17 protein-coding genes and 1 pseudogene are annotated in these 16,746 nt (G+C 60.4%); 4 read left to right on the forward strand and 14 right to left on the reverse strand.

Annotation, left to right across the window (positions count from 1 at the left end; genetic code table 11):
- The 4 genes and pseudogenes from L2I46_RS09090 to L2I46_RS09105 form a co-directional block, all read right to left on the reverse strand.
- Positions 1-211, reverse strand: a pseudogene (locus L2I46_RS09090) (carbohydrate porin); the annotation flags it as partial.
- A 144-nt stretch (positions 212-355) separates the two neighbouring features.
- The gene (locus tag L2I46_RS09095; protein WP_004205145.1) at positions 356-658 is read right to left on the reverse strand and encodes a PTS lactose/cellobiose transporter subunit IIA; all 303 of its coding nucleotides are present in this window, start codon (positions 656-658) and stop codon (positions 356-358) included.
- 98 nt (positions 659-756) lie between these two features.
- The gene (locus L2I46_RS09100; protein ID WP_023291424.1) at positions 757-2,079 is read right to left on the reverse strand and encodes a PTS sugar transporter subunit IIC; all 1,323 of its coding nucleotides are present in this window, start codon (positions 2,077-2,079) and stop codon (positions 757-759) included.
- A gap of 11 nt (positions 2,080-2,090) precedes the next feature.
- The gene (locus L2I46_RS09105; RefSeq protein ID WP_023291423.1) at positions 2,091-2,405 is read right to left on the reverse strand and encodes a PTS sugar transporter subunit IIB; all 315 of its coding nucleotides are present in this window, start codon (positions 2,403-2,405) and stop codon (positions 2,091-2,093) included.
- Here L2I46_RS09105 and L2I46_RS09110 point away from each other — a divergent pair.
- Both L2I46_RS09110 and L2I46_RS09115 read left to right on the forward strand, forming a co-directional pair.
- Positions 2,398-2,715: a hypothetical protein gene (locus L2I46_RS09110; RefSeq protein WP_124070018.1), complete on the forward strand. Its 318-nt coding sequence runs from the start codon at positions 2,398-2,400 to the stop codon at positions 2,713-2,715. The two genes, L2I46_RS09105 and L2I46_RS09110, sit on opposite strands and share 8 nt — an antisense overlap.
- Positions 2,699-3,640 carry a LacI family DNA-binding transcriptional regulator gene (locus tag L2I46_RS09115; RefSeq protein ID WP_065882906.1) on the forward strand — a complete coding sequence of 314 codons (942 nt, stop codon included), beginning with the start codon at positions 2,699-2,701 and terminating at the stop codon, positions 3,638-3,640. Before L2I46_RS09110 ends, L2I46_RS09115 begins: the two co-directional genes overlap by 17 nt.
- Positions 3,641-3,704: 64 nt before the next feature.
- Here the strand turns inward: L2I46_RS09115 and L2I46_RS09120 are convergent, their stop codons facing one another.
- From L2I46_RS09120 to eefA, 8 genes are all read right to left on the reverse strand, one after another.
- Complete coding sequence (locus L2I46_RS09120) at positions 3,705-3,995, reverse strand: YicS family protein (RefSeq protein ID WP_023291415.1); 291 nt, start codon at positions 3,993-3,995, stop codon at positions 3,705-3,707.
- 106 nt (positions 3,996-4,101) lie between these two features.
- Complete coding sequence (locus L2I46_RS09125) at positions 4,102-5,004, reverse strand: DMT family transporter (protein ID WP_004205129.1); 903 nt, start codon at positions 5,002-5,004, stop codon at positions 4,102-4,104.
- 152 nt (positions 5,005-5,156) lie between these two features.
- A complete protein-coding gene (gene murP, locus L2I46_RS09130; RefSeq protein WP_065805566.1) occupies positions 5,157-6,587 on the reverse strand; it encodes a PTS N-acetylmuramic acid transporter subunit IIBC in 1,431 nt (476 codons plus the stop codon).
- 24 nt (positions 6,588-6,611) lie between these two features.
- Positions 6,612-7,514 (reverse strand): N-acetylmuramic acid 6-phosphate etherase, encoded by a 903-nt coding sequence (gene murQ / locus L2I46_RS09135; protein ID WP_065805567.1) that lies wholly within the window; start codon positions 7,512-7,514, stop codon positions 6,612-6,614.
- Positions 7,515-7,676: 162 nt separating this feature from the next.
- Positions 7,677-8,840: a multidrug effflux MFS transporter gene (locus L2I46_RS09140; protein WP_023291412.1), complete on the reverse strand. Its 1,164-nt coding sequence runs from the start codon at positions 8,838-8,840 to the stop codon at positions 7,677-7,679.
- 45 nt (positions 8,841-8,885) lie between these two features.
- Entirely contained in the window at positions 8,886-10,250 is a 1,365-nt protein-coding gene (gene eefC / locus L2I46_RS09145; protein WP_236947776.1) for a multidrug efflux RND transporter outer membrane subunit EefC, read from the reverse strand.
- A gap of 3 nt (positions 10,251-10,253) precedes the next feature.
- Positions 10,254-13,361, reverse strand: a complete 3,108-nt coding sequence (eefB, locus tag L2I46_RS09150) for a multidrug efflux RND transporter permease subunit EefB (RefSeq protein WP_044525073.1) — start codon at positions 13,359-13,361, stop codon at positions 10,254-10,256.
- Positions 13,361-14,485 (reverse strand): multidrug efflux RND transporter periplasmic adaptor subunit EefA, encoded by a 1,125-nt coding sequence (eefA, locus tag L2I46_RS09155; protein WP_032454398.1) that lies wholly within the window; start codon positions 14,483-14,485, stop codon positions 13,361-13,363. The genes eefB and eefA overlap by 1 nt, the downstream gene beginning before the upstream one ends.
- A gap of 206 nt (positions 14,486-14,691) precedes the next feature.
- Here eefA and L2I46_RS09160 point away from each other — a divergent pair, with 206 nt between their 5' ends.
- Positions 14,692-14,814 (forward strand): hypothetical protein, encoded by a 123-nt coding sequence (locus L2I46_RS09160; protein ID WP_032454401.1) that lies wholly within the window; start codon positions 14,692-14,694, stop codon positions 14,812-14,814.
- On the opposite strand, the gene L2I46_RS09165 is transcribed toward L2I46_RS09160, so the two are convergent.
- Positions 14,774-14,890, reverse strand: coding sequence for a hypothetical protein (locus tag L2I46_RS09165; protein WP_236947778.1), 117 nt, complete (start codon positions 14,888-14,890; stop codon positions 14,774-14,776). The genes L2I46_RS09160 and L2I46_RS09165 overlap by 41 nt on opposite strands.
- On the opposite strand from L2I46_RS09165, the gene L2I46_RS09170 reads away from it, so the two are divergent.
- Positions 14,865-15,281 carry a GNAT family N-acetyltransferase gene (locus L2I46_RS09170; RefSeq protein WP_236947780.1) on the forward strand — a complete coding sequence of 139 codons (417 nt, stop codon included), beginning with the start codon at positions 14,865-14,867 and terminating at the stop codon, positions 15,279-15,281. The genes L2I46_RS09165 and L2I46_RS09170 overlap by 26 nt on opposite strands.
- A gap of 754 nt (positions 15,282-16,035) precedes the next feature.
- On the opposite strand, the gene L2I46_RS09175 is transcribed toward L2I46_RS09170, so the two are convergent.
- Positions 16,036-16,683: a TetR/AcrR family transcriptional regulator gene (locus L2I46_RS09175; protein ID WP_023291407.1), complete on the reverse strand. Its 648-nt coding sequence runs from the start codon at positions 16,681-16,683 to the stop codon at positions 16,036-16,038.
- Between the last annotated feature and the right edge of the window lie 63 nt (positions 16,684-16,746).

Here is a 16,746-nt window from a genome sequence, read left to right on the forward strand (position 1 = left end):
AGGCGGCGGTGGTCTGCGGGTTGGTAATGACGTCGACCTTTTTGTCGGCCGCGGCGTCAATTTTCGCCTGGCGGTCGACCAGCGCTTTATCAACGGCTTTGGCGACAATGGCGTCGATCTGTTCCTGAGTAAATTCTTGCGCCATTACGGAAATTGGGCACAGCGCGGCGACAACCGCCATGGCTAAAGGCAGTTTTTTCACAGTATTCATGGTTATCTCGCTTTAATAATTAATATATTTCAGATAATAACCATCCCATTCTGGCTAAAATAAATAACCAAAATAAGCTGATTTGTTTTTTAGGGTACAGCGACGCCGGAGAGTAATATTCTCGCTGACGTTATTCCATATTAATTAACGCTGGTACAGATGGATTAATTCTTCTGAGAACTCGCGGGCCAGCAGCGAATTCATCAGATGATCCTGGGCATGTACCATAATAAGCGTCATAGGCTGACGCGCTTCACCGGCATCCTGCTCGATGAGCTGGGTCTGCATCTGATGCGCCCGGCGGGCGTAACCGTCGGCCTCATTTAAGAGTAAACGCGCTTCGTCGATATTTCCTGTTCGGGCCGCATGCAGCGCTTCAAAACATAATGAGCGTGACTGTCCCGCATTGACGATAATTTCCATTACCGCATCTTCTAATTCAATCATGTGTATTCCTGAGGTCTTTATTATTTAATAATGCAGTGAAAGTCCTTTTTCTGCATTATGACGCTGTCATCATATTATCTCTCCGGGGCGGAGAGGAATTAGCTAACGGTTTCTGCCACCGGAACGCTATTTTTGGTTTTCTCAACTTCGGTTTTCATTAAGGAACGTTCATAGGCGCGCAGGAACGGCAGGTAAATCACCGCCGACATCACCATGCAGATAAGGCACATCACTACCGGGCTCAGCGTCCAGTTGGCCGCCCACGAGGCGCCAATCGGTGCCGGCGTGGTCCACGGAGTGAGAGACACCACCTGGCTCAGCCAGCCAAGACGCGTCGCGCCGTAAGCCAGCACCGCGTTGACCATCGGTACGCAGACGAAGGGGATAAACATCATCGGGTTCATGATGATCGGCGCCCCGAACAGGATCGGCTCGTTGATATTAAAGAAGCTCGGCACGATGCCCATCTTGCCGATGGTGCGCAGATGAGTGGCCCGGCTACGCAGCAGCAGGAAGGCCAGCGGCAGGGTCGAACCGACGCCGCCAATCAGCAGATAGTGATCCCAGAAACCCTGCAGATAGACGTGCGGCAGCACCGTGCCGGCCGCCAGCGCCGCCTGGTTTGCCGACAGGTTGGCCATCCAGAACGGGTTCATAATGCCGGTGACAATCAGCGAGCCGTGGATCCCGGCGAACCAGAAAATCTGGCACATCAGAACGGAGAGCAAAATCGCCGGCAGCGAGTCGGAGGCGGAAACCAGCGGCTCCAGCAGATGCATGATCGCCTGCGGCAGGATCATCCCGGTTTGCGCTTCGATAAACAGGTTCAGCGGATGCAAAGTACCAATCACCACCAGCACCGGGATCAGGATTTCAAATGAACGGGCGACGCCGGTCGGCACCTCTTTCGGCAGACGGATGGTGATGTTGTTTTGCTTCAGCCACGCGTAGACGCGGGTGGAGTAGATGGCGGTGATCAGGGCGGTAAAAATGCCCTGGCCGGACAGATACTGAGTGGAAATTTTACCATCGGCATAGGGCGCGGCGACCAGCAGGAAGGCCATAAACGCCAGCAGACCGGACATCACCGGATCGAGCTGAAACTGACGACCGAGGCTGGCGCCAATGCCGACCGAGATAAAGAAGGTCATTACGCCCATGCTGAGGTTAAACGGCAGCATCAGCTGTTCGCGGTAGTGCTGGGAGAAATCGAGCCAGCCGCGGGCAAAGCCGTTGGTGGTATCGGGTGAAAACGGCGGAAAGATAAATACCAGCATGAAAGAGCCGATGATCATAAACGGCAATGCGGCAGTGAAGCCATCGCGGATAGCGATAACATATTTCTGCTGCCCAAGGCGTCCTGCCAGCGGAGTAATAGATTGCTCGATCACGGCAATCATGGACTGATACAGAGAACTCATTTCAACACCTCTCAGTGCGCCGCTGGGATCAGCGACAGAGCATAATTCAGGACGTTGTCTCCCCGCTGCATGCCGTAGTCCATCGTATCGATGGGCTGAACCGGAATGTTGAGGGAAGCCGCTTTGTCAGACAGGGTTTTCAACATGTATTTCACCTGGGGGCCAAGCAACACCACCTGATACTGCGGAAACTGGATGTCAAATTCGGAAACGCCATAGGCGTCAATCTGCACCGGCAGATCACGTTCATTCGCCGCCTCCACCATCTTTCTGACCAGCAGACTGGTGGACATTCCGGCAGAACAGCACAGCATAATCTTGTACATCGACGACCATCCTCAAAATGTAAAAAGTTATTGCGTGGATGATTTGATATCAGACGGAAACCGGTTTCCATTTATAAAAAGCAGAACTGTGATAGTGGTCAAGATCTCCTGCTTATGGGGCGGATTTATTGGATTTGGCTCACATTATTCTGTCGATTTGGCGATGTTTTGCGCTGAAATGGAAAATCGGTTTCCAAACAAATGGCGAAATGGATATACTGCGCTGGTCATAATTGAAGCGATTCAGGTTTACGGGATTTTAGCGGGGCGCGGCGCCCGCGCAGGGGAAAATGATGTCGACAATCAATGATGTTTCACGACTTGCCGGGGTTTCCAAAGCCACGGTGTCGCGAGTGTTGAGCGGCTCACGTGGCGTGAAGGAGGCCAGTCGTCAGGCGGTGCTGCAGGCGGCGGAAACGCTCAATTACCGGCCAAACATGATAGCCCAGTCGTTGCTTAGCCAGTCCACCGGCTGCATCGGCGTCATCTGCGCCCAGGACAATATCAATCAAACCACCAGCTATCTCTACGCCCTGGAAAAACAGCTCAGCCAGCACCAGAAGCACCTGCTGCTGCGCTTCGCCAACACCAGCAGCGGCGTGATGAACTCGCTGGAGGAGTTGACCTGCGGGCTGTGCGATAACGTGCTGATCATCGGCGCGCGTTTTCCTCTGAATATTAACCGCCCGGACGTGGTGCTGGTGGACTGCCTCGACAGCGAGGGCGAAAACAGCATTCAGTTCGATCACGCCTTCGCCGCCGAAACCGCCTGTCACTATCTGATAAGCCAGGGCAGAAGGCAGATTGCGCTGATCCATCCCCAGAGCAGCGGCTTCGCCGATCAGGTGCTGCTGGGCTACAAGCACGCGCTGGAAAAAAACTTTTTGCCGTTTAATCGCAATCTGGTGTTTTTGGATAACACCTCGCCGTCGGTGGCGGTGCAGGAGCTGGTCAATAACGCCACGACGCTGAACTTTAATGCGCTGTTGGTGAGCGATGAACAGCAGGCGCAGCGCGTGGTGCCGCAGCTGCAGGCGTTTAACCGCGCCGTTCCGCAAAATGTGATGGTGTTTAGCCTCGCCGGATCGTTACAGCTGCCCGGTATCCCGACTATCCCGGCGATTGAATATTCCATGGACGCGATGGCGTCGCGGATCGTCAACTGGTTGACCGCGAAAACGGACAACCCGGGCGGCAGCCCGCTGCGCGGCGATTTAATTATTCCGAAGCACTAAACGCAGCACTCACCGAGATCTCCCGCCGTCTGTCCACGACAGGACGGCGGTCATGCCGAGATGGCTATTTGGCCGGACAGACGATTTTGTCGATCGCGGCCTGGTAGCTTTTCTGGTTATTGCGCTCTTTCGCCAGCGTTGCTTCGCGGACCGCGTTCTTGTTGCCGTCGGTCGCCAGCACGTTATTGGCAAAATCGTTGTCGCTGAGGTGGCTTGCTGGCGCGCATTTTTCCTTCACCGCTTTAAGCACCTGCTGCTTTTGCTGTTCGAACTGCAGGCTTTGCAGCGGTGATTCAGCCCACGCCGACGTGGCGCTCAGGGCGGTGACCAGGCATACCATCCAACATGCTTTCATCAGGCTTCTCCTTCCGTAATCGCTTCCGTCAACTATATGCGCAGGCGGGCAAACACGCAAATAGCGGTTAATTTAACTTGTTGAAAAGGCGTTTGTTATCATCGCCTCAGGCGGCTCTCACCCGCCGCCGCGAGTCGATGGCGATCAGCACCACCGAGGCCAGGATCAGCAGCGTGCCCAGCCAGTCCGGCAGCGTGAAGGTGATCCCCAGCAGCAGAAGCGACAGCAGGGCGCTGCTCAGCGGTTCGGCGCAGCTGAGGATCCCGGCTTTGGCGCCGCCAATCTTCTGCGCGCCGTTAAGATAAAGGCTGAAGGTCAGCGAAGTACCGATCACCACCAGGTAGAAAAAGGCTAACAGCAGGCTGCCGTTAACCACAAAATCGGTGCCCTGGCCGCCATAAAACGGCAGCAGCATCGCGCCGCCGAACAGCATGCTCCATCCCACGATCGGCAGCGTCCCGTAGCGGGCAATCAGCGTCGAGGGATAGGTGGTATAAAACGCGGCGGCAAACGCCGAGGCGATCCCCCAGAACAGCGCCGCCGGCGAAATCGACAGCGTCGTCGGGTTGCCGTGGGTCACCAGCAGAAAGGTGCCTGCCAGCGAGGTGCAGATAGCCCCCAGCACCAGCGGAGTGGGGCGCGCTTTACGGGCGAGGGCGAACCAGGCGACGATGATCGTCGGGGACAGGAACTGCAGCACCGTGGCCGTGGCGGCATTCGATTTTTCAATGGTCATCAGAAAGGTGAACTGCACGGTTAACGCGCCAAACAGCGAGAAAAACAGCAGGCTGACGGCGTCGCGGCGGTTTTGCAGCACGCGGAAAATGCGGTCGCCGTGAACAAAGCCGAGCATCAACAGGATCAGCCCGGCGAACAGCAGACGCGTCATGGTCAGAAACGGCGACGACATCTGGCTTTCCTGCATAATAAACTGCGCGCACACCCCGGAACTGCCCCACAGCACGGCGGCAATCAGTACGTTCAGCATCCCTTTTTTGCTGGAGCCCATCTTTTCCTCTGGCTAAATATGACAAAGGGGAATCATAGCATGCGCCCGCCCGGGGCGGCGGGGCAGGAAATGGTAGTCGGGCGCGGCGGTACAACTATTTTGCAGGCCCGGTAAGGCGAAGCCGCCGCCGGGCATTAACCGACAATCGCGCTCTAACTTAAATCGACATTTTTACTGCCGAACAGCCAGGTGAGCGCAAAGCCGCACAGGTAGGAGACCGCCAGTCCGCCGGCGTAGACCGCCATCCCGGCGTAAATCCCGCTGCCGGAGGTCATCAGCGGCAGCGCCACCAGGCCGGACGGACCAAACACCGTGTTCAGGCCGACCGGCAGCCCCAGCCAGGCGATCAGCCCGACGAAGAAGCCGCCGCAGGCGCCGCCGAGGCAGGCGGTGACAAACGGCTTCATCCGCGGCAGGGTGACGCCGTAGATTAGCGGCTCGCCAATCCCGAGGAAGCCCGGAATAATCGCCCCCTTAATCTGGGTTCGCAGCAGCGAATCGCGCTTCGCCCGCCAGAACAGCGCCAGCGCCGCCCCCACCTGCCCGGCCCCGGCCATCGCCAGGATTGGGAACAGCGAGTTAAAGCCCTGGGCATCCACCAGCGCAAAATAGACCGGGACAAACCCCTGATGGACGCCGAACATCACCGCCAGCAGGAACAGACCGGCCAGCACCGCCGAGCCAAACGGATTGCCGTTAAGATGCAGGAACAGCCACGACATGCCGGTAAACAACCAGCCGCCAATCGGCATGATCACCGTAAAGGTCACCGCGCCCATGATCAGCAGCGTCACCGCCGAGGTGAGGATCATATCGAGGTTGGCCGGCATGACCCGCCGCACTTGGCGTTCAACCCACGCCCCAAGGATGGCGGCGATCAATACGCCGATGATATTGCCGCGCGGATCGATACCGTGGCCGAAGAAGGTGGAGATCCCGGCGTAGACGCCGCTGGTCGCCTCCGGGTTGTAGCCCAGCACGAACAGCGAGGCGATAATCGCGCCGTTCACGCCGGAGCCGCCGAACGCCTTCTGGGCGTTATAGCCAATCAGGATACTCAGGAAGGTGAACATCCCTTTGCTGAATACCTTCATATAGCCAATCAGCGCCACCAGGCTGGCGTTCGGATGGGCGTTCTCCAGCACGAAAACCTGTTCCGCCAGGGTGGCGAAGCCCAGCAGCAGCCCGACGGCGATAAAGCCGGGGATCAGCGGCGTAAAAATGGTGGCGAATTTGGCGAGAAACTTCTGCACCGCGCTGGTCTGCTTGCCCTTCAGCGCCTGTTTTTTCTCCGCCGCGACGTCGGCCAGCGTCGGCGCGGCGGGCGCCTCCTCCAGCAGGCCGTTCATCATCTCGGCGGCGGTTTGCGCCTTGCCGGGGCCGAGCACCACCTGGAACTGCTCGTCGCTGACGATCACCCCCATCACGCCGTCAATCTGGCGGATGGCGGCGGTGTCGGCCAGGCCTTCATCGCGCAGGGTCAAGCGCAGGCGCGTCATGCAGTTGCCTGCCTGCGCGACGTTAGCGGCGCCGCCTACGTGGGCGAGGATCCGCGCTATCATCTCTTTCGTTATTTTTGCCATTGCCCGTTACCTGTCTGTCGGCGCTCAGGTATTGCTGAGCGCCTTGCGGATATAGCCGTTGTTCTTCGCCAGCAGCGACTGCGCCGCTTCGGCGCTTAAGTCCGCCAGCACCATCACGATTGCCGTTTTACAGTGGCGGCCGCAGGCCTCCAGCGCCTTCTGGGCAGTGGGACGATCGCAGTCGGTCGCCTCCATCACGATGGACACCTGGCGCTCAATCAGCTTGGCGTTGGTCGCTTCGACGTCGACCATCAGGTTGCTGTAGACCTTGCCGACGCGGATCATCGCCCCGGTGGAGATCATGTTCAGCACCAGCTTCTGCGCGGTACCGGCTTTCAGGCGGGTCGAGCCGGTCACTACCTCCGGGCCGACCACCGGGGTGATGGCGACGTCCGCCAACTGAGCCATTTCGCCATGCGGGTTACAGATGACGATGGCGACAAAGGCATTCTGACGATGGGCATACTCCATGGCGCCAATGACGTACGGCGTGCGTCCGCTGGCCGCCAGCCCCACCAGTACATCGCGGTTGCTGAAGTTCAGGTTCTGCAGATCCATCGCCCCCTGCGCTTTGTTGTCTTCCACGTTTTCCACGGCGCTGAGAATCGCTTTATGTCCGCCGGCGATGATCCCCACCACCTGCTCCGGGCGGGTGCCAAAAGTCGGCGGGCATTCGCTGGCATCGAGGATCCCCAGACGCCCTGAGGTGCCAGCGCCGATATAAATCAAGCGGCCACCGGCCTGCAGCGCCGTCGCGACCTTATCTACCACCTCGGCAATCTGCGGCAGATAGGGCGTAATCGCCTGGGCCACCTGCTGGTCTTCCTGGTTTATCACCGTCAGCATCTCGAGGGTGGAAAGGGTGTCAATGTTGGCGCTGTTGGCGTTGCGTCGCTCGGTCAGCAGTTTGCTCAGGTCAATACTCATAGAAACCTCGTTATTCTCAGTCGTGCGCAGTATAAGGAATTATTTATTCCTTGCCTGTGAAGAGTATCACGATTAGTTCGAGGAGAATAATATGAGAATGGTAGAGATGGCGGGAAATAGTGCGGTAATCAAGGTGGAATATTTTATTACCGCACCTGGCGTTTAGCGCGCGCCGCGCGGCTGGCTGAGGCCCATCAGCAGCGCCAGCAGGTAGCAGATCGCCATCGCGAGGCTCATCTTCAGCATCGTTTCGCCGCCGAGGCCCGCCAACGGCGCGGCGATGCCGCCGAAAACAAACATCAGGGTGCCCATCAGCGCGGACGCGGTCCCGGACTGGGCGGCATCGACGGCGCTCATCGCTTCCGCGCCGGCGACGGTACTGATGCCGCTCATCAGCGACACGGTAAAAAACAGGCCGACCAGCGCCAGAACCGGCAGCTGCAGCCAGGCAAACAGCAGCATGATCGCCGCGCAGCCCACCGCCAGCGTCAGGCCGCCGCGCAGCAGGCCTTCGGCGCTGAAGCGGCGCGCCAGACGGGAAAAGATCATCGCCGCGATAATCAGCCCGATACCGTTCAGACCAAACAGCAGGCTGAACTGCATGGCGCTCATGCCGTATTCGCTCTGCATTACGAAGGAAGAGGAGCCGATGTAGGAGAACAGCCCGGCCATCATAAACGCCTGAATCAGGCAGAAGCGCAGAAAACGACGATTCTTCAGCACCGGCTGGCCGGGCCGCTGGCGGGCGGCATGGGTCGCCGCTGCCGGGCGCGTTTCCCGCAGGATAGTCAGGCTCATGACCAGCAGCGCGCCGCCAATGGCGGCCATCGTCCAGAAGAGAATTCGCCAGTCGAAGGCGGTGATCACGTAGCCGCCCAGCACCGGGGACAGGACCGGCGCAATGCCGTTCACCGTCATCAGCAGGGCGAAAAACTGGGTCAGCAGGGTGCCCTGGTATTTATCGCGGGCGATGGAGCGCGACAGCACCGAGCCACCGGCGCCGGCGAAGCCCTGTAAAAAGCGCCAGACAATCAGCATGTTGATATCCCGGGTCAGGGCGCACATCGCCGAAGAGAAGATAAACAACAGCAGGGACAGCGCCAGCGGTTTCAGGCGGCCAATGCGGTCGCTCAGCGGGCCGAAAAACAGCTGACCCAGGCCGAGGCCAATCAGCGCGGCGGTCAGCGACAGCTGGGTCTGGGTGCTGGTGGCCTGCAGCTGCTGAGTGATCTCCGGCAGAGCCGGCAGATAAAAATCCGTGCACAGCGGCCCAATGCCCGACAGCAGGCCGAGGATCAGCGCCCAGGAGAGGGAAACACGTGGCATAACGATTCCTTACAGAAGCCGGGCGCGGTCGCCCGGCGGGTGAAATTAACTGGCGCCGCCGCCCAGCGACTGCCAGAGGGTGATCCGGTTATTGAGGTCGGTCTGCTGCAGGGATAGCAGCGTCGTCTTCGCCGACCACAGCGTGCGCTGGGCGGTGAGCACCGACAGATAATCGCCGACCCCAGCCTGATAGCTCTTCATGGCGATATCCAGCGAGGTCTGCTCGGCGGCGACATACTGTTGCTGGGCATCGAGCTCTTCATTTAGCGTTTCCCGGCGCGCCAGCGCATCGGCAACGTCCTTAAAGGCGCTCTGAATCGATTTCTCGTAGGTGGCGATCAGCCCCTTCTTCTCCGCTTCCGCATAGCGCAACTGCGCCAGGTTGCTGCCGCCGGTGAACAGCGGCAGGCTAATGGAGGGGGCGAACGACCACACCTGCATCCCGTGGCTGAACAGCGACGACAGCGAGTCGCTGCCGACGCCGGCGCTGGCGGTCAGGGAAATCGACGGGAAGAAGGTCGCCCGCGCCGCGCCGATATCGGCATTGGCGCTCTTCAGATTATGCTCCGCTTCCTGAATATCCGGCCGGCGCAGCAGCACCGACGATGACACCCCCGCCGGCACCAGGGCGATGCAGTTATCCCCGAGACTGTCGAGGGTGCCGGGCAGCAGGCTCTCCGGCACGGTTTCCCCCGCCAGCAGGTTAATAGCGTTTTTATCCTGCGCCACCAGCGTGCGGTAGCTGGCGACGCTGGCGCGCGCCTGCTGATAGACGCTTTCCGCCGAGCTTAAATCGCCGGCGGAGGCGGTGCCCACCGCCATCTGACGGGCGACGATGTTGCGCGAGTTTGCTGCGCTGTCCATGGTCTGCTGCGCCAGCGCCAGATTGCTGTTATCCGTCGCCAGGGTCACCCAGGCGGTGGTCAAATCGGCAATCATCGTCAGCCGGGTATTCTGCGCGGTGAATTCGCTGGCAAGCCAGGTTTCGCGCGCCGCGCGCGACAGGCTCTGGTTCTTGCCAAACAGATCCAGCTCGAAGCTGGAGACCGCCCCGTCGGCCTGCGAAGCGGAGCTCAGGCCGCTGGCCACCGTTTTGCTGCGCGTATGGCTCAGCTCGGCATCGACGGTGGGAAACAGCGACGCCCGCGTCTCGCCGTACTGGGCGCGCGCGGCCTCGATATCGGCCAGCGCCTTTTGCACATCGCGGTTGCTGTTCAGCGCGATACTGACCACTTTTTTCAGCCGCGCGTCATTGACCACTTTCTGCCAGTCGCCGACCACCGCCGTCGATTCGCCGTGCGCCCCGGGGAGGGTAGCCGGCACCGGCGCGGCCGGGCGATCATAATGCGGATCAAGCGAGACGCAGCCCGCGGTCAGGAGCGCGATAAACATAAAACTCAAACGAAACATACCTTACTCCTGAGAAGAACGTTGGCGGGTGAAGAAGCGTTTCACCAGCACGAAGAACAGCGGTACGAAGAACACCGCCAGCAGGGTGGCCGTCAGGGTGCCGCCGATGATGCCGGTGCCGATCGCCACGCGGCTGTTGGCCCCGGCGCCGGTGGCGATGGCCAGCGGCAGCACCCCGGCGATAAACGCCAGCGAGGTCATGACAATTGGGCGCAGACGGGTCTGCGCGGCGCGGATCGCCGCCCGGGAGAGCGAATAACCCTCATCCACTGCGGATTCAGCGAACTCCACGATCAGGATGGCGTTCTTCGACGACAGGCCGATGGTGGTCAGCAGCGCCACCTGGAAGTAGACGTCGTTACTTAAGCCGCGCAGCGTCGCCGCCAGCGCCGCGCCGAGCAGGCCGAGCGGGATGACCATGATCACCGAGAACGGCACCGACCAGCTCTCATACAGCGCCGCCAGGCACAGGAACACCACCAGAATCGAGATGGCGTACAGGCTCATCGCCTGGCCGCTGGCCAGCTTTTCCTGCAGCGAAATGCCGCTCCACGCCCAGGTGGAGCCCGCCGGCAGGCTGTCGGCCAGCTTTTCCATCTTGTCCATCGCCGCGCCGGAGCTGAAGCCGGCGGCGTTTTCGCCCTGGATCTCAAAGGCGGCGGAGCCGTTGTAGCGCACCAGGCTTTCCGGACCGTATTGCCAGTGGGTGGTGGCGAAGGCGGAGAAGGGCGTCATGCTGTTATCGCTGCCGCGAACGAACCATTTGCCGAGGTCGGAGGGCACGGCGCGCGCGTCGCTCTCGCCCTGGATGTACACCTTCTTCACCCGGCCGCGGTCGATAAAGTCATTCACGTAGGTACCGCCCCAGGCGCTGGAGAGGGTATCGGTCACGTCGCTCAGCGACAGCCCCAGCGATACCGCTTTGTTGTTATCGATATCCACCTGCAGCTGCGGCATCTGCGGCAGGTCGTTGGCGCGCACCGACTGCAGCTCGCCGCTCTGGTTGGCCGCGGCCAGCAGCTGACTGCGCAGCTTCATCAGGCTGTCGCGGTCGGTACCGCCGCTGGCCATCAGCTCGAAGGTGAAGCCGTTGCTCTGTCCGAGACCGTCCACCGACGGCGGGGTCATGGCGAACAGGGTGGCGTCGCGGATCGTCCCCAGCTCTTTATTGGCGCGCAGGGCGATGGCCTGGGCGGTATTGTCGTCGCCTTTGCGCTGCGACCAGTTGTTCAGCGACACGAAGGCCATCCCGGCGTTCTGACCGCTGCCGCTAAAGCTGAAGCCGTCGACGGTGAAAATGACGTTGGTATTGGCTTTCTCTTTGGTCAGGAACCAGTCGGTGACCTGGCGACGCACCTCGGCGGTACGCACCGCGGTGGCCCCGGCGGGCAGGGTGTACTGGACCATGATCTCGCCCTGGTCCTCCACCGGCAGAAAGCTGCCCGGCAGTTTCCACATCGCCAGCGCCATCGCCCCGCAAATCAGGACGTAAGCGCCCATCATCACCGCGCCACGGCGCAGGCCGCCGAGCACGCGGCGCTGGTAGCCCGCTTCCGTGCGCCCCCACAGGCGGTTAAACGCGCCGAAGAACCCTTTAGTATGAGGCCTGGAGTGGCTAAGCAGCGCGCCGCACAGCGCCGGGGTGAGGGTCAGGGCCACCACCACCGACAGCATCATCGCCGAGATAATGGTCACCGAGAACTGGCGATAAATGACCCCGGTCGAGCCGCCGAAGAAGGCCATCGGCAGAAAGACCGCCGACAGCACCAGGGCGATCGCCACCAGCGCGCCGGAGATTTCGCCCATCGATTTTTCGGTGGCTTCCCGGGCGGGCAGCCCTTCGTCGCGCATAATGCGCTCGACGTTCTCCACCACCACAATGGCGTCGTCCACCAGCAGGCCGATCGCCAGCACCATGGCGAACAGCGTCAGGGTGTTAATCGAGTAGCCGAACAGTGCCAGCACGCCGAAGGTGCCGAGCAGCACCACCGGGACCGCTACCGCCGGGATCAGCGTGGCGCGGAAGTTCTGCAGGAACAGATACATCACGCAGACCACGAGGATAATCGCTTCGAAAAGGGTCTGAATCACGTCTTCGACCGAGATTTTGATGAACTCGGTGCTGTCCTTTGGATAGGCGATATCGTAGCCCTGCGGCATCTGACGCTGGAATTCGGCGATTTTGCTTTTCACCAGGGTCGCGGTGTCCAGCGCGTTGGCGCCGGGGGCCATCATCACCGCGATCCCGGCGGCCGGGTGGCCGTTGAGATTGGCGGTAGCGGTGTAATCCTCGCTGCCCATCTCCACCCGCGCGACATCGCTCAGGCGCACCACCGAGCCGTCGGCCTGGCTTTTCACGATGATCGCTTTGAACTGGTCAGGGGTTTGCAGCCGCGACTGCGCGCGCACGGTGGCGGTCAGCTGCTGGGCGCTGGACGATGGCAGGGCGCCGATTTTACCGGCGGAGACCTGCACGTTCTGCGCCTCAATCGCCGACTGGACGTCGGAAGGCATCAGCGAGTAGGAGGCGAGTTTAGTCGGGTCCATCCAGACGCGCATCGCGTATTCGGCGCCGAACACCTGCAGGCTGCCGACGCCCTCTACGCGCGCCAGCGGGTCCTGCAGGTTGCTGACCAGCCAGTCGGAGATATCGGAGCTGGTGGCGCGGTCGGTTTTGTCATACACCGCGAGGATCAGCAGGAAGCTGCTCTGCGATTTTTCCACCGTCACGCCGGACTGCTGGACTTCGCTCGGCAGCCGCGATTCCGCCTGCTGGACTTTGTTCTGCACCTGCACCTGGGCGGTGTCCGGGTCGGTCCCCTGCTCAAAGGTGACGGTGATGCTGACCGAGCCGTCGGAGCTGCTGGTGGAGCTGAAGTAGAGCAGATGGTCGAGGCCGGTAAGCTGCTGCTCGATCACCTGGGTGACGCTGTTCTCCAGGGTTTCGGCGGAGGCGCCGGTGTAGGTGGCGGAGATTTTCACCGCCGGCGGGGCGACGTCCGGGTACTGGCCCACCGGCAGAGTGCGGATCGCCAGCACGCCGGCGAGCATAATCAGAATGGCGATCACCCAGGCAAAGACCGGGCGACGCACGAAGAAACGGGAGAACATCAGGCGTTGCCTCCGTTATTGTTGACGGCAACGGCCTTCACCGTCTGGCCTGGGGCCACTTTACCCGTGCCTTCGACGATCAGCTTGTCGCCCGCTTTCAGGCCGCTCAGCACCAGCCATTTATCGCCGTAGGTGTCGCCGGTTTCCACGGCGCGCTGCGCAACTTTGTTGTCGGCATCGACCACCAGCGCCGTGGCGTCGCCTTTGGCATCGCGGGTAATCCCCTGCTGCGGGGCGAGGATCGCGTCGTTCATGATGCCTTCATCGATGCGCGCGCGGACAAACATCCCCGGCAGCAGGACGTGCTGCGGGTTGGGGAAGATGGCGCGCAGGGTTACCGAGCCGGTGGATTCATCGACGGCGACTTCGGTGAGCGCCAGACGCCCTTTTTCGCTGTAGGTGCTGCCATCTTCAAGGATTAACGTCACGCTGAGGGTATCGCTGTTGCTGGCCAGGCTTTGTTTGCGTAAACGCAGGAGATCGACGCTGGATCGCGTCAGATCGACATACATGGTGTCGAGCCCGCGGATCGTCGCCAGCGCGGTATCCTGATCGGCGGAGACCAGCGCCCCCGGCGTGACCGACGAGATGCCGATGCGTCCGGCAATCGGCGCGGTGACGGTGGTCCAGTTCAGGTTGATGCGCGCGCTCTCCAGCGCCGCTTTCTTCGATGCCACGCTGGCCTTGTCCTGGGCGCAGGTGGAGGCGGCGTCGTCGGCATCCTGGCGGGAGACGCCGTTATCCCGGACCAGCGACGCGTAGCGCTGAGCCTTCTGGCAATCGGAGACCACCAGCGCCTGGGCCTGTTTCAGCGCCGCCGCCGCTTCATTCCAGGTCGCGCGATAGCTGGAGGGATCGATCTGGTAAAGGGCCTGCCCGGCCTTCACCATATCGCCTTCGGTAAACAGGCGCTTCTGGATGATGCCGCCCACCTGCGGGCGTACTTCGGCGCTGAGCGAGGCGGTGGTGCGGCCGGTGAGCTGGCTGACTACCGGAACCGGCTGGCTTTGCAGAGTGACCACGCCCACTTCCGGCGTGGGTTGCTGCGGGGCAGATGTCTGCGCATTATCGCATCCGCTGAGGAGAAATAATGCTGTCGCGATGGGAGCTATGATGTATTTCATTATATTTTCTCAAGATATAAGACGTCCGCCCCGTTTATTTAAAAACGAGGGAATAGGTTGGGCGCTGAGGCATTTTCGGCTAAGCGAAAATGACAAAAAAGGAACACAGATGTTCCTGAACGTGATTGTTATTGTGTCTCCGCTGAAGCCAACCTCTTAGGCCTTCAGGAGGTGAAAAGCGCATCTCCTCTGGTTTTGTGGTGAGAATGATCATTCTCATTTTTTCCCATTATACGATCCGCCGCGATAATGGAAAGGTTTTTTTGCTTACTTTTAGAACGCAAAAAATTAAGGCAAATAATCATGGAGAAAATAAGAATTTTTTGTGAAAGTGGAGAGGGAAAATAACCTTTCGGCACTGCGATACTGGAGATAGTTAATGGCGTTAATCATTACAAAAAGCATTAATCCCGACGACCAACAAGAATTGTTTGCCGGTCTGCGGCACTATAATCAGCAGTATCTTGATGCGGCGCAGTTTGGCGATCTGGGCGTTTACTCCCGCGATGCGCAAGGGGTGATGCAGGGCGGGCTGATTGCCAAACGCAAGGGCAACTGGCTGTGCATTGAGTATCTGTGGGTCAGCGAAGCGACGCGCGGTCGCGGACTGGGGAGCGAGCTGATGCACGAGGCGGAGCGGCAGGCGCAGGCGCTGGGCTGCAGCCATCTGCTGGTGGATACCTTTAGCTTCCAGGCGCTGCCGTTTTATCAGAAATTAGGCTATCAGCTGCAGATGTCGCTGCCCGACTTCCCGCATGCGGGGATGCAGCGTCACTATTTGTCGAAGGCGCTGTAACGGTCCTGATATCGCCGGGCGGTCAGGTACCGTACCTGTGATTGTGCCGGATGGCGGCATAAATGCCTTATCCGGCCTACACAGTTCTCCCGTCGTTTCGCCCCACCCAGGACCGGCAAGCGCAGCGCCGCCGGGCAGGATATCAGGCACGGCACCTGTATTCTTGCCGGGTGGCGGCTGCGCCTTACCCGGCCTACGGTTCGTGCTGTGCCCGCCATGATGCCGAGCGGCCTGTTGTTGATATACCCACTTGCGCGACTGAAACTGCCGGTGCTGGCGGCCTCAAAATCGCTGAGACGTTCCCGGAAGGCCGGGGCAGCCCGCATGGATGCGGGCTGAGGGCCGTGTTTTGCATGGACGCTGCCTCGGCCCGACCCGAAGCCTGCAGGGATAAGTCGAAGGTACCGCGTAGCGGCGATTTTGCTGGCCGGAGCCCGGGGGTACAGGGGGCGGCGGCGACTGGCCGCCCCCTGTGCGCTCCCTGCGCCATGCCAGGCATAACGCAGAAGAAATATCGGGAGCGCAATCTGCCCGGACATAACACGGGAGTGCTGGCCCTGCTAAGCGCAGTGCGAGCAGGGAAATTCACGGTTGTGCCGTTATTTCTGTAGCCCTGCTAAGCGTAGCGCGAGCAGGGAAATTTACGGTTGTGCCGTTATTTTTGTAGCCCTGCTAAGCGTAGCGCGAGCAGGGAAAATCCCGGATGGCGGCGCGTGGCGCCTTATCCGGGCTACAAAAGCGTCAAAACCACGCCTTAACCCCCGACGCCATGGCCCATTAACGCCAGCGCGTGGCTGACGATGGTCTGGCGGTCGACCGCCTGTAAACGCGGATCGCTGTGGATGCGCGAAAACGGCACCAGCACCAGGCTAATCACCGTGGTAAACAGCAGCTCCGGCGACAGCGCCGGGTTAATCTTGCCCTCCCGCTGCCAGCGGCGCACCGCCTCCAGCATCACCTGAAAACGCTCCTCGCCGAAGCGGGCGTCCATATGCTGACGCAGGATCGGCATCTCGCCGATGATCTCCTGCATCCACAGCGGCGCGAACCAGGCGTTTTTCTCCGCCATGTGCGCCAGCGTCTCGACCATCATCGTCAGCGCCAGCACCGGGTCCTGCGGATGGTCGACAAAGATGCGGCTGATGTGGTTGCGCAGCGGCATAAAGCGCTCTTCTATCAGCTGCGTCACCAGCGCATCCCGCGAACTGAAATAGTAATGCAGCATCGCCGGCGTCACCCCGGCCTCTTTGGCGATGGCGTTCAACGACACGCGGGCCGCGCCGTCGCGGGCAAACAGCGTCAGGGCGATGTCCATCAGCTGTTCGCGGTTGGCGGTACCCGGTTTTTTACCGCGCGGCCGCCCCGGGCGGCGGGGGGTATCCTGATCCTTTTGTGCTGTCATGATATGGCGATCTCTTGACCCGACTCATTCTTTCACTAAATATTAATTATGCATTTAATTAAT

This window comes from Klebsiella sp. 2019SCSN059, from assembly GCF_021739525.1.
Taxonomy (GTDB): domain Bacteria; phylum Pseudomonadota; class Gammaproteobacteria; order Enterobacterales; family Enterobacteriaceae; genus Klebsiella; species Klebsiella quasipneumoniae.